The sequence below is a fragment of the Leifsonia sp. Root112D2 genome (assembly GCF_001424905.1).
Lineage (GTDB): Bacteria > Actinomycetota > Actinomycetes > Actinomycetales > Microbacteriaceae > Root112D2.
Map to the genome: position 1 here is coordinate 322,710 of NZ_LMCU01000002.1, position 12,266 is coordinate 334,975.

Below are 12,266 nucleotides of genomic sequence, written 5' to 3' on the forward strand. Positions count from 1 at the left end.
CGTCGGCTCAAGCCGAGGCGCGGCATCCGCCATGCGAAGTATGCCCTCCACAACGACGCTCCGCGGGGCCGGAATATTCCCTCCTCGGCCCGATAGCCTTGGGGAATGCAGACTCACAAACTCGGTTCCAGCGGCCTCGAAGTCTCCGCCCTCACTCTCGGGTGCATGAGTTTCGGCGAGCCACTGCGGGGCACGCATCCGTGGTCGCTGCCCGAGGAGGAGAGCCGACCGTTCATCAAACGCGCGCTCGAGGCGGGCATCACCACCTTCGATACCGCGAACATGTACTCACTCGGCTCGAGCGAGGAGATCGTGGGGCGCGCGCTGGCCGATTTCGCCACGCGGGACGAGGTGGTCATCGCCACGAAGGTCTTCATGCGCATGCGCCCGGGACCGAACGGCGGCGGGCTCTCGCGGGCCCACATCATGTCGTCGATCGACGACAGCCTGCGCCGGCTCGGCACCGACTATGTTGACCTCTACCAGATTCACCGCTGGGATGCGACGGTGCCGATCGAGGAGACCATGGAGGCCCTGCACGACCTGGTGCGCGCCGGCAAGGTGCGCTACATCGGCGCCTCATCCATGTACGCCTGGCAGTTCGCGAAGGCGCAGTACACGGCCGATCTGCACGGCTGGACCCGCTTCGTCTCGATGCAGGATCACTACAACCTGCTCAATCGCGAAGAAGAGCGAGAGATGCATCCGTTCTGTCTCGATCAGGGCGTTGGCGTGCTGCCGTGGAGCCCGCTCGCCCGCGGAACCCTCACGCGTGAATGGGGCGAGGCCACCGCGCGCACCTCGGGTGACCCGGTGATCGGCTCGCTCTACGCCGCCACCGAACAAGCTGACAAGCGGGTGGTGGATGCCGTCGGCCGTGTTGCCGAGGCACGCGGCGTTCCACGCGCCCAGATCGCCCTCGCCTGGGTGCTGCAGCGCCCCGTCGTGAGCTCCCCCATCGTCGGTACCACCAAGCCGCAGCACCTCGAGGACGCGCTGGCCGCCCTCGACATCACGCTCACCGCCGACGAGGTGGCCACGCTTGAGGAGCCGTACGTGCCACATACCCTCGCGGCGGTCTGAGAGCCGCGCGCCGGCTCGTCTCGCTGCCCGCGTCGATGGCCATTCGTCAACGCTGGCCGGATGCATCCACGGAAATCGTCATCCCTGCGACGGAATGAACGCCTCAGGCGCGGTCGTGAAGGGTGATCTGGTAGCCGTCGGGGTCGGCGAAGGTGAAGGTGCGTCCGAAGGGCCCATCGATCGGTACGGACGTGATCGGAACGCCTGCGGCGGCGAGAGCATCGTGAATGCCTTGCGTGTCAGTCGCATGCAACCACAGGGCGATTCCGAGGCCGGGCTGCGGTGTCGAGTCGAGGTCGACGCCGGGAACAAGATCGCGCACGGCGAAAGCGACCGGCTTGGTATCGAACACGACAGCGTGAGGCGGGCCGGCCTGCGAGCGGGTGAGCCCCAGATAACGCGTGTAGAAGGCTGCGGAGCGCTCGAGGTCGCGCACCTGCAGAGAGATGAAGTCGGGTCCGGTAACGGACATAATGTGCTCCTTAATCGTATGTCAACTTATTGACATTAATCACTCTATGTCAGACTGTTGACATGAGTCAAGACGGTTCCGGAGTCGAGCTGAACACCTCCCTGGGTTATCTGCTGAAGGAGGCCGCGAGCGCATTGCGCACTGCGATGGAGGCCGTGCTGCGCCCGCTGGGCATGACTATCACGCACTACTCCTGCCTGGAACTCCTTGCACAACGCCCCGGCCTCTCCAACTCGGAGCTGGCCAGGGGTGCTTTCGTGACACGCCAGGCGATGAATGTTCTTCTGCAGTCCCTCGAGCGCGACGGATCCGTCTCGCGCCCAGAGGCACCCCCCTCCGGCCGCGTATTACCGACCCGGCTGACCCCCCTTGGCCGACGACGCCTTGCCACCGCCAGCGCCGCGGTGAAAGCGGTGGAGGATCGGATGCGATCACAGCTCCACGCCGACGACGAAGAGCGGTTCCGGCTCTTTCTGACGTTCTGCGTTGAATCGCTGGGGCAGGCGTAACGAAGCGGCTAGGGCGACAGCATCGCGAGGCGGCTCAGGGTGCGCGGCATGTCGGCGGGCAGATCGGCTACGGCGGCGAGCGCCTCGCGGGGCGTCGCGGCGATCACGCGCAACTCGATGCCGAGGTCGCACAGCACGTCGATGAGGTTGACGAAACGCTGCCTGGCACCGGCGGATGCGTGCGCGAAATCGGGCACATCATCAAGCACCCATGAGTCGAATCGCATACACAATGCCAAGTAGTCGCTCACCGCGGTGCTTGCCTCCAGCAGTTCGGCGAAGGCGAACCACACCTCGCCGTCGTGTGCCCGGCGCGCCCGGATGCTGCGCCCGTCGACTGTGAGCACGACGGCCTCGTCGGGCTGCGGGTGCCGCGGCACCGCATCCGCCGGCTCACCGCCCGATGCGGAGGTGAACCAGCGCCCACGCGCGAAGCCGAGCCGTCGCGCGGCCTCGCCGGCCTCGCGCCGGTAGTCGACTCCCCCGTCGAGCGCGAGCACATCGAGGTGTCGCATGATCAGCGCGATCCCCGGCCTGAACACATAGTGGAAGTTCGGGTCAGCAAAGAGCTCGGTCGGTGCATAGTTGGAGCTCGCCACGAACGTCACCCCCTTCTCGAAGAGCGTCTCCAGCAGCCGCACGAGAAGCGCTGCATTGCCCGAGTCGTGCACGTGGAATTCCTCGAAGTGCAGCAGCGACGCTCCCCCAAGCAGTTCGTCGACGGCGGCCTCGATGGCGCTCGCACCGGCATCCGAATGCTCCCGATTGCGCTGGATGCTCTCGTGCAGTTGACGAAAGAAGCCGTGAAAGTGGATGCGCCGCACGGCTCCCGCCGGCAGCGTCGCCACGAAGGTGTCGAGCAGCCACGTCTTGCCGCGGCCGGCGGGGCCCCAGAGGTAGACGCCGCGCGGGGCCGTGCCACCCGTGCCCTGCAGTTCAGAGCCGAGCCGGGTCAGCCTGCGGGCGACACGAGACTGGTCGGCATCGAGGGCGAAGCCGGATGCCACTGCCGCGGACTCAAAGGCCGGATCGATGGGCACAGGAAATTAGCCGAAGAGCAGGGCGGCCTCGTCGTAGCGATATTGCGGAACCGTGTTGAGACCGCCCGTGGCCTCCGCGATGCTCACGTTGACGACATCCGTGCCCCGCAGGGAGACCATGCTGCCCCAGCGTTCCTCCTGCACGGCGTCGATCGCGGCCATGCCCAATCGCGTCGCCAGAACGCGGTCGTAGGCGCTCGGCGCACCGCCGCGCTGCACGTGCCCGATCACCGTCGCGCGCGATTCGATGCCGGTGCGCGCCTCGATCATCGGCGCCAGCAGCTCTCCGATACCGCCGAGTCGCGGCCGGTCGAAGGCATCCAGACCCTTGTGCGAGTGCGCCTCCTCCATCGTGTTGAGGTGGAAACCCTCGGAGACCACGACGACCGGCGCACGCCCGCGGTCGCGCACGCTCTCGACCCACTCGCAAATCTGCTCGATGGACTGCGGCTGCTCGGGAATGAGAATCGCGTGCGCGCCGCCGGCCATGCCCGAATGCAGGGCGATCCAGCCCACGTGGCGGCCCATGACCTCCACGATCATGCAGCGCTGGTGCGATTCGGCGGTCGTACGCAGCCGGTCGATGGACTCGGTGGCGATCTCCACAGCCGTGTCGAAGCCGAAGGAGTAGTCGGTGGCGGCCAGATCGTTATCGATGGTCTTGGGAACGCCCACGATCTTGATGCCGGCATCGGTGAGCCTACGGGCCGCCGTCAGTGTGCCCTCACCGCCGATGGCGATGATGGCGTCGATGCCGTTCTCGTCGAGCACGCGCTGAATGTTCTCGGGCCCGCCGTTGTTCTCGAAGGGATTGGTGCGGCTGGAGCCCAGAATCGTGCCGCCCTGGCGGGAGAGCCCACGCACGCTGTGCCGGTCAAGCTCCATGAGATCGCCGTTGACAACACCGCGCCATCCGTAGCGGAACCCGGCGAACTCGTCGTCGTGCACGCGCACGCCCTTGAGCACCGCACCGCGAATGACCGCGTTCAGTCCAGGGCAGTCTCCACCGCTGGTGAGAATTCCGATCTTCATGATGTGTGGCTCCTACACGTTTCTTCCCCGACATGATCTTGCCGGAACCGGGGCCTTTGCCCCAAATCTGACGCTGTGAACCCGGCTCAGCCGAGCGGGTCGATGCCCAGCGCCCGGGCGACCTTCGATGAGCTGACGGATGCCCGTGCGCCCGTCTCGAGCACGGCCTGCTCCACGGCGTCTAGCAGTGCCGCGCGCTTCTTCGCCGAATTCGGCGCGGCGGCCAGCAGCTCAACCTCCCATTCGCGCCAGTCGCGCGTGACACCGGCACGCAGGTCGTCGGCGTGCACATGGTCGTCACACAGCTCGGCGAGCGGATGCCCCGCAGCATCGAGCAGGCGCACGGTCAGGCGCGTATTCGCCACCCGGGCGACGGCGGCCAGCTCGGCATCGCCCACGATCTCCCGCACCTCGGCGCGCACCTCATCCGGAACGACATCGGTATCGGTCAGTGGCCAGTGCAGTTCGGTGCGCCCCTCGGCACCGGCACGGGCGATCTTGAGGTGCCAGCCGGCATCCGCCCCGCCCTCCCGGCGGCGCAGCGCCATGCGCGCGGCGCCGAGCCGCAGATCGGGCGTGTCGAAGTAGACGGCCAGCAGCTCGGTTCTCTGGGCGGGCTCAGCTACAGCTATCGCGCCGATACCGACGAGGTCGGGAACGACCGTCTCGGCATCGACGTCATACTTGCGCTCGATCTCAATCTGGCTGTGGTGGGGCATGCACCTTGTTTAGCGCAGTGCGGCGCCTGTTGCGAATCGTTGAACGCCACCCGATGTCTGACGGATGCGTCGCGAAAGTACAAGAGACGTGGCCGCGCACGAACCTAGAGTGAACGCATGCCAGAGACAATCACTGCGCGCTTCGAGGTGAACGGCTGGGACCCGGTTGAATTGCCCGGCCTCGGCGATGACTGGGTGGGTGCGGTCACCATGCGCAAGGCATACACCGAAGGGCTCATCGGCGAGAGCGTGGCACATTTCGTGTCGTCAGGCGACGAGGCGAGCCGCGGTTATCTGGCGGCCGAGCGCATCACCGGGCGCCTGGAGGACGGCCGAAGCGGGTCCTTCACGGTGCACCACGGCGCGCTACAGCATCCGAGCGACGATTCTGCTTTCGGCTACATCATTGCCGGAACGGGCACGGGCGATTTCGCCGCCTTCGCCGGGCAGGCGCGCATCGTGCACGACGACCGCGGGCCATACTTCGTCTTCACGCTCACCACCGCTGGTTGAGGAGCGAGGAACGAGCGTCTCGAAACCTGCGCGCGCGGCCATGGTTTCGAGACGAGGCCTCCTTCGTCGACCTCTCCTCAACCAGCGGCGACTACGGGCGCGGAATGTTGCGCACGTTCGTCTTGGCGAGCTTGACGGCCTCGCCCACGCCGCCGTTCATCACGACCTTGGACATGGCGAGCGCGAAGCCGCGTAGCTGCTCCCCGGTGATGGTGGGCGGCAGCGAAAGCGCAAGCGGATCCGTCACGAGATCGACGAGGGCCGGCCCGTCGTGCGCAAATGCCGCCTCGAGCGCGGTCTTGATCTCGGTAGGCTTCTCCACCCGCTGACCGAAGATTCCGAGCGCATTCGCGACGGCCGCGTAGTCCACCATCGGCACATCCACACCGAAGTCGGGGAAGCCGTCGACGAGCATCTCCACCTTGACCAGGCCGAGCGTGGAGTTGTTGAACACCACGATCTTCACCGGCAGCTTGTAAGCGGCGACCGTAACGAGCTCGCCCATGAGCATCGACAACCCTCCGTCGCCCGAGACCGAGATCACCTGGCGCCCGCGGTGGCTGAGCTGCGCGCCCACCGCCTGCGGCAGCGCATTGGCCATGGACCCGTGCAGAAATGAGCCGATCAGCCTGCGGCGGCCATTGGGGTTGATGTACCGGGCCGTCCACACATTGCACATACCCGTGTCCGCCGTAAAGATCGCGTCATCGGCGGCGACGTCGTCGAGGAGCGACGCGGCGAACTCCGGATGGATAGGGGTCTTCTTCTCGACATTCTTCGCGTAAGCCCCCACCACGCTTCCGAGCAGCTTCTGATGACGCTTGAGCGTCTTGTCGAGAAACTTGCGATCCTTCTTGCGCTGCACGAGCGGCGTCAGAGCGGCGATGGTCGGTCCGACACCCCCGTGCACCGGGATGTGCACGCTCGCGCGCCTTCCGAGATTCTCGGGCCGTTCGTCGATCTGCGCCACAATCACGCTGCCGTCGTTCGGCAGAAACTGGGTGTACGGAAAATCGGTCCCGAGCAGAATCAGCAGATCGGCGTCGTGGATGCCGTCGTGCGCCGCCCCATAACCGAGCAGGCCGGTCATGCCCACGTCGAAGGGGTTGTCGTACTGTATCCACTCCTTGCCACGCAGCGTGTGCCCCACCGGCGCCGCGAGAAGATCGGCGAATGCGACAACCTCGTCGTGCAGGCCCTCCACGCCGGCGCCCGCAAAGATCGCGACGCGCTTCGCTTTGTTGAGCGCATCCGCCAGCCCGCGCACATCCGCCTCATCGGGCACCAGGGATGGCGCACTCGGGATGACGAGCGCGGGGGCCTCGCCCACGGCGTCGAGTTCGGCGATGTCTCCGGGAAGCGAGATCACGGCGACACCGCCGAGGCCGATGGCGTGCCGCAGGGCCGAGTTGACGACTCGCGGCGACTGCTCGGCCGTCGAGATCAGCTCGCAGTAGTTGGAGCATTCGACGAAGAGTCGATCCGGGTGGGTCTCCTGAAAGTATTCGCTGCCGATCTGCGCACTGGGAATGTGGCTGGCGATCGCCAGCACCTTCGCGCCGGAGCGGTGGGCGTCGTAGAGCCCGTTGATGAGGTGCAGGTTGCCGGGGCCGCAGCTGCCCGCGCATACCGCCAGCTCGCCCGTGAGCTGAGCCTCGGCGCCGGCGGCGAATGCCGCAGCCTCCTCGTTGCGCACGTGCACCCAGTCGATGCCGCCCTTCGCCGATCCCCCCGTTCGCCGCACCGAATCCACCACCGGGTTCAGGCTGTCGCCCACGATGCCGTAGATGCGGTGAACGCCCGCCTGAATGAGTTGCTGCACGAGTTGGTCGGCGACTGTTGTTCCCATAAGGCCATTCAACCCGGCCCCGATGCTTTCGGGAAGCAAGGCCGACTCGATCCGCAAAACCGTGGGCAAAGTTCCAACGCGCCGCGCGCAGTTCAGCTCTCGGCCATCCGCTGCTGCTGTGATGGGGGCATGAGCAGCCCGGAACCGGCGCACCGGGTCGCGGAGTATCCGCGACCGAATCACTTTCTCCTGCACCTGAGCGATACGCATCTGCTCGCCGCCGACGGCCTACTGTACGACAGCGTGAACGCCGAGAGCCACCTGCGACGCCTCTTCGACGAGCTGGAGGCCTCATACGCCCGCCCCGAGGCAATAGTGCTCACCGGCGATCTTGCTGACAAGGGCGAGCCGGACGCCTACCGAAAGCTGCGCTCCATCGTGGAGCCCGCCGCGGCCCGCATGGGCGCCGAGGTGATCTGGGTGATGGGCAACCACGACGACCGCGGCGCCTTTCGGGAGAGCCTGTTGGGCCAGCTGCGCTCCGCCGCCCCCATCGATCGGGTGCACGACGTGAACGGTCTGCGCGTCATAGCCCTCGACTCAAGCGTGCCCGGCCACCACTACGGCGAGGTCACCAGTGCCCAGCTCGACTGGCTCGCCGAGGAACTGGCCATTCCCGCCCCGCACGGCACGATCCTCGCCATGCACCACCCTCCGGTTCCCAGCGTTCTGCAGCTCGCGGTCTCCGTGGAGCTGCGCCATCAGGCGTCGTTGGCGGAGGTGCTGGAGGGCTCCGATGTGCGCGGCATCATCGCCGGGCATCTGCACTACTCGACGAATGCGACGTTCGCCGGCATTCCCGTCTCCGTCGCATCCGCCACCTGCTACACCCAGGATCTGAACGTGCCCGTCGGCGGAACCAGGGGCCGCGACGGTGCCCAGTCGTTCAATCTCGTGCACGTCTACGAGAACACCGTGTTGCATTCGGTCGTTCCCGTCGGGCAGTTCCCGTCGCTGTCGTATGTCAGCGCTGAGGAGAGCGCACGCCTGCTGAGCGAAGACGGCGTGATCATTCCGGATGCGACGCCTCACGACCCCCTGCACGAGGAACCATTGACGCTTCAGTCGCCGGCGTTCTCAGCGAGTACGTTCTCCCACGGCGCCGGAATCGCAAAGTAGCGAGACAGAAAGCCCTGTACCAGCTCGGCACGTTCGGCCGCGGGCACCTCGGGAAAACTGCCGTCGTTGAGACAGAAGAAGTCGGTGGCGCGTCGCTTGAGCATGCCCGGCAGCGCGGCCAGACCCGCCCTGGACGTGGTGTCGACGTAGCCGACCCGCGCGGCCTGCTGATGCACCGCCCGCCCGGTCATGAGCGCGTAGTAGTGGTACAGCGAATTGGTGACCGAGATGTTGTCGGAGGCGCGAAAGGTGCTCGCCTGAGTGCGAGCGAATTCGTCCGGGAATTCCTGCTCCATCTGAAGCAGCACGCTCTTGCGCAGCGGTGTCGCCGCATGCTCGAGGTGTCGGGTGATCACCGTGCCGAAGCGCTCGCGCAGCAGTCGACGATTGACTCGCGCTGAGTTCTCGAAGCCGCTGCGCGTCGGGTCGCTCTCCCCCATACCGATGCGGATGCCCGCCTCAATGAACTTCGTCACCCCACCGGAGGAGAAGAACATTCCCGGTTGCACCGGCCGACCGAAGAACATGTCGTCATTGGAATAGATGAAGTGTTCGCTGAGTCCCGGAATGTGCTGAAGCTGGCTCTCGACGGCCTGCGAGTTGTGGGTGGGCAACGCATCCGGATTCGAGAAGAACTCCTCGCTGCGCACGATCGTGACGCTCGGATGCTCGGCCAGCCACTCCGGTCGGCGCGAGTCCGTGACGATGAAGATTCGACGCACCCATGGAGCGAAGAGATAGATCGAGCGCAGAGCGTACTTGAGTTCATCGATCTGCCGGTAACGCGCGTCAGCGTCATCTCCCTCGCCGACCGTCTGCCCCTTCATGCGCTCGGCCCAACGGCGCTGGAACTCCGGATCGCTGCCGTCGACCCAGGAGAACACCATGTCGATGTCGAAGAGCACATCGGAGGCGTGCGGGTCGAACATGCCCCGCAGGGTATCCCAGCGCACGCCATAGAGCTCCACCGTGGCGGGGGCCGCTTCCGTGCGGGGCAGCATGCGCCTGGTCAATGAGTTCTCGACGCCGCAGTCGATCAGGTCATCGCCGAAGGTCCAAAGCTGCAGTTCGACGCCCATCGACGAACCGTAACTGAGACCGCCGAACGGCTCGAGGCGCGGTCGATAGAGACGGAACAGCCGGGCCTTGCGGCTGGAGGAGAGCGAACCGTCGGCCAGCAGCACAGGCGGTTTCTTGGCATCCGCCCGTTTGGCGTACATCGGTTCGTCCGCGCAGGCTTCGGCGAGCGCGCGCTCGATGCGGGCGCGCAGGGCGGCGTCGACGGCGATGACCGGGCGTTCGTCATTGCCGCGCACGAGATAGAAGTGGAGGCCGGCGGAACGCAGCACGTCGGCGACGAAGAGCAGATCATCGACCATCGCCTGGTGCGGGGTGAGGCGTCGATTGACGAGATGCGCGACGCCCTTGCGCACGAGCACATCAGAGCGACCATGGGTCTGTGGCCACGAGCGTGGGGCCGGATCGACACCCGTCTGAGCACCGAATTCTTCGCCGGGTTCCAGCGGCTCGAGCGACGGCTCGAGCGCCACGTTGAACGTCGCACTGCTTCCTGCCATGTGACTCCCCTCAGATGATTCTGCCGATCCTCTGCCTACCGTAACCCGACTTTCGATGGATGCCCGCCGCGGGTGTGCTGGCTAGGCTGACCACGATGAACCATTCCGCTCTCACCCCCGTCTTCACGGCGATGCGCGTGGGCCTGCACGTGCTTGTCATCGGGCTCACGCTGTTCGTGCTGCTGCGCGCATCCATCGCCGTCGCCGAGACGGGTGCATGGTCGAAGCCGGGCGCGATCATCGCGCTGGGGTGCCTGTTTCTGGTGACGTACGCGGTGGGCGGCCCGGCGCTGCGTCAGTCGCGCAGGCGCGCGCCACGCTGGCTCTGGCTGACCGCGCTCGGCATCGAATGGCTCGGGATGGCCTGCCTCACCCCGGATGCCGCGTTCCTCGTCTTCCCGCTGTTCTTCCTGTTCCTGCATCTCATAGCCTGGCCGTGGAATGTGCTCGCTGTCGCCGTTTCCACAGCCGGCGCGATAGTGCTGCTCGCGCTGCACACCGGCTGGAGCATCGGCGGAGTGCTCGGTCCGGTGATCGGGGCGGCCGTCTCCGTCGTCATCGGTCTCGGATACGCGGCGCTGTTCCGCGAGGCACACGAACGTGAGGCGCTCATCGCAGATCTCATCGCCACCCGCACGCAGCTCGCCGCCACCGAACGCGAGGCCGGCATCCTCGCCGAGCGTGCCCGGCTCGCACGCGAGATTCACGACACCGTCGCGCAGGGCCTTTCGAGCATCCAGCTGCTGCTGCATGCCGTCGAGCGGGCGGATGCGACGCATCCGGCCATCGAGCACGTGCGTCTCGCGCGCGAGACGGCGGCGACCAACCTTGCCGAGACCCGACGCTTCATCCGCGAGCTCACCCCACCCGCGCTTCAGGAGCAGAGCATCGAGGGCGCGCTGCAGCGCCTGGCGGCAACGACGGCACAGGCATCTGGCCTGAGCGTGAACCTGCGGGTGAGCGGCGACTCCGTGACCCTGCCGATGACCGTCGAGACCGCGCTGCTGCGGGTGGCACAGGGCTCGCTCGCCAATGTCGTGCAACACGCGGAGGCGAGTCAGGCCGAACTCACCCTGAGCTACATGGTCGACGCGGTGAGCCTCGACATCGTCGATGACGGGCGTGGATTCACCCCGCGAACCGCCGGGCATACACGGGGCGAGCACCAGGAATCGTTCGGGCTCGAGGCGATGCGAGGCCGGGTGGCCCAGCTCGGCGGGGCTGCCGTCGTAGAGTCGAGCCCGGGCAACGGCACGGCCGTCGCCGTCTCGTTCCCGCTCGCGGCCGCCCCCGCAGCGCCGCAGACCATACCAGAAGGGGGAACGTCATGATTCGCCTTCTGCTCGCCGACGATCATCCGGTGGTGCGCGCCGGGCTGCGCGCACTCTTCAGCATGGAGGACGGGCTCGAGGTGATCGGCGAGGCTGCGAGCGCGCAGGAATCGGTCGAACTCACGGCCCGGCTGCGGCCCGACGTCGTGCTCATGGACCTGCAGTTCGGCGGAGGCATGCACGGTGCCGAGGCAACCCGCATGATCCGAGCGGCCGACGATGCCCCTCGCGTACTCATCCTCACCAACTACGACACGGATGCCGACATCCTCGGCGCCGTCGAGGCCGGCGCCAGCGGATATCTGCTGAAGGATGCCCCACCCGCCGAGCTCATCGCGGCAGTGCGCGCGGCCGCGGCCGGCGAGAGCGCCCTGGCGCCGTCGATCGCGACACGCCTCGATGACCGCGGCCGCTCCCCGGAGACCACACTGAGCCGCCGCGAGACCGAGGTGCTCGGGCTCGTCGCATCCGGTCATTCGAACAGGGACATCGGCCGCGAGCTCTTCCTGAGCGAGGCGACGGTGAAGTCGCATCTCGTGCACATCTTCACCAAGCTTGGCGTGACCTCCCGCACGCTCGCGGTGGCGAAGGCGCGCGAACTGGGCCTCATCCGCAGCTGAGCACCTATTCGGCGCTCTTGCGGCGCTTCTCCAGTTCGGCCTCGAGACGCCGGATGCGATCCTGCTGCGTGTGGAACTCGATCTCGCGTTCCAGCGCAGCCAGCTCCTCCTCCGTGGTTCGCGGGTGCGAAACGCGAGTCTCGTGCCGCGGAACAACCGCCGGCTCGCTGCGGCGCGGGTCGCCGAACCCGCCCCGATCGACGGGCGCACTGTATTCACGGCCGATGGTGAACCACAGGATGCTGCCGATAAGTGGCAGGAACACCACGAGCAGAATCCACACCACCTTCGGCAGGTACCGTATCTGCCCGTCCTGCCTCGTGATGATGTCGATCAGGGCGCCGACGATGACCAGGAGGAATACGACGGAGAGCAACGCGTACATGCGCCACAGTCTATTGA

At 66.6% G+C, this 12,266-nt stretch carries 13 protein-coding genes; 6 read left to right on the plus strand and 7 right to left on the minus strand.

What is annotated here, in order from left to right; genetic code table 11:
- Positions 1-105: 105 nt before the first annotated feature.
- Positions 106-1,083 (plus strand): aldo/keto reductase, encoded by a 978-nt coding sequence (locus ASC63_RS15345; RefSeq protein ID WP_055816345.1) that lies wholly within the window; start codon positions 106-108, stop codon positions 1,081-1,083.
- Between the two features lie 103 nt (positions 1,084-1,186).
- On the opposite strand, the gene ASC63_RS15350 is transcribed toward ASC63_RS15345, so the two are convergent.
- Positions 1,187-1,555 (minus strand): VOC family protein, encoded by a 369-nt coding sequence (locus ASC63_RS15350; RefSeq protein WP_055816348.1) that lies wholly within the window; start codon positions 1,553-1,555, stop codon positions 1,187-1,189.
- A 62-nt stretch (positions 1,556-1,617) separates the two neighbouring features.
- Here ASC63_RS15350 and ASC63_RS15355 point away from each other — a divergent pair, with 62 nt between their 5' ends.
- Complete coding sequence (locus tag ASC63_RS15355) at positions 1,618-2,064, plus strand: MarR family winged helix-turn-helix transcriptional regulator (RefSeq protein WP_055816351.1); 447 nt, start codon at positions 1,618-1,620, stop codon at positions 2,062-2,064.
- An 8-nt stretch (positions 2,065-2,072) separates the two neighbouring features.
- On the opposite strand, the gene zapE is transcribed toward ASC63_RS15355, so the two are convergent.
- The 3 genes from zapE to ASC63_RS15370 all read right to left on the minus strand — a co-directional run bounded on the left by zapE (position 2,073) and on the right by ASC63_RS15370 (position 4,855).
- On the minus strand, positions 2,073-3,104 hold the full coding sequence (gene zapE / locus ASC63_RS15360; RefSeq protein WP_055816354.1) for a cell division protein ZapE: 1,032 nt from the start codon (positions 3,102-3,104) through the stop codon (positions 2,073-2,075).
- Positions 3,105-3,110: 6 nt separating this feature from the next.
- A complete protein-coding gene (locus tag ASC63_RS15365) occupies positions 3,111-4,136 on the minus strand; it encodes a 6-phosphofructokinase (RefSeq protein WP_055816357.1) in 1,026 nt (341 codons plus the stop codon).
- A gap of 86 nt (positions 4,137-4,222) precedes the next feature.
- Positions 4,223-4,855 (minus strand): CYTH domain-containing protein, encoded by a 633-nt coding sequence (locus ASC63_RS15370; protein WP_055816360.1) that lies wholly within the window; start codon positions 4,853-4,855, stop codon positions 4,223-4,225.
- A 117-nt stretch (positions 4,856-4,972) separates the two neighbouring features.
- On the opposite strand from ASC63_RS15370, the gene ASC63_RS15375 reads away from it, so the two are divergent.
- Positions 4,973-5,368 (plus strand): DUF3224 domain-containing protein, encoded by a 396-nt coding sequence (locus tag ASC63_RS15375; RefSeq protein ID WP_055816363.1) that lies wholly within the window; start codon positions 4,973-4,975, stop codon positions 5,366-5,368.
- Positions 5,369-5,459: 91 nt separating this feature from the next.
- Here the strand turns inward: ASC63_RS15375 and ASC63_RS15380 are convergent, their stop codons facing one another.
- A complete protein-coding gene (locus ASC63_RS15380; RefSeq protein WP_055816367.1) occupies positions 5,460-7,217 on the minus strand; it encodes a pyruvate dehydrogenase in 1,758 nt (585 codons plus the stop codon).
- A gap of 129 nt (positions 7,218-7,346) precedes the next feature.
- On the opposite strand from ASC63_RS15380, the gene ASC63_RS15385 reads away from it, so the two are divergent.
- Positions 7,347-8,336, plus strand: a complete 990-nt coding sequence (locus tag ASC63_RS15385) for a phosphodiesterase (RefSeq protein ID WP_055816370.1) — start codon at positions 7,347-7,349, stop codon at positions 8,334-8,336.
- On the opposite strand, the gene ASC63_RS15390 is transcribed toward ASC63_RS15385, so the two are convergent.
- On the minus strand, positions 8,279-9,913 hold the full coding sequence (locus tag ASC63_RS15390) for a stealth family protein (protein WP_082487915.1): 1,635 nt from the start codon (positions 9,911-9,913) through the stop codon (positions 8,279-8,281). The two genes, ASC63_RS15385 and ASC63_RS15390, sit on opposite strands and share 58 nt — an antisense overlap.
- 95 nt (positions 9,914-10,008) lie before the next feature.
- Here ASC63_RS15390 and ASC63_RS15395 point away from each other — a divergent pair, with 95 nt between their 5' ends.
- Positions 10,009-11,244, plus strand: a complete 1,236-nt coding sequence (locus ASC63_RS15395; RefSeq protein WP_157487739.1) for a sensor histidine kinase — start codon at positions 10,009-10,011, stop codon at positions 11,242-11,244.
- The gene (locus ASC63_RS15400; RefSeq protein WP_055816376.1) at positions 11,241-11,864 is read left to right on the plus strand and encodes a response regulator; all 624 of its coding nucleotides are present in this window, start codon (positions 11,241-11,243) and stop codon (positions 11,862-11,864) included. Before ASC63_RS15395 ends, ASC63_RS15400 begins: the two co-directional genes overlap by 4 nt.
- 4 nt (positions 11,865-11,868) lie before the next feature.
- On the opposite strand, the gene ASC63_RS15405 is transcribed toward ASC63_RS15400, so the two are convergent.
- On the minus strand, positions 11,869-12,249 hold the full coding sequence (locus tag ASC63_RS15405) for a PLD nuclease N-terminal domain-containing protein (RefSeq protein ID WP_055816379.1): 381 nt from the start codon (positions 12,247-12,249) through the stop codon (positions 11,869-11,871).
- Between the last annotated feature and the right edge of the window lie 17 nt (positions 12,250-12,266).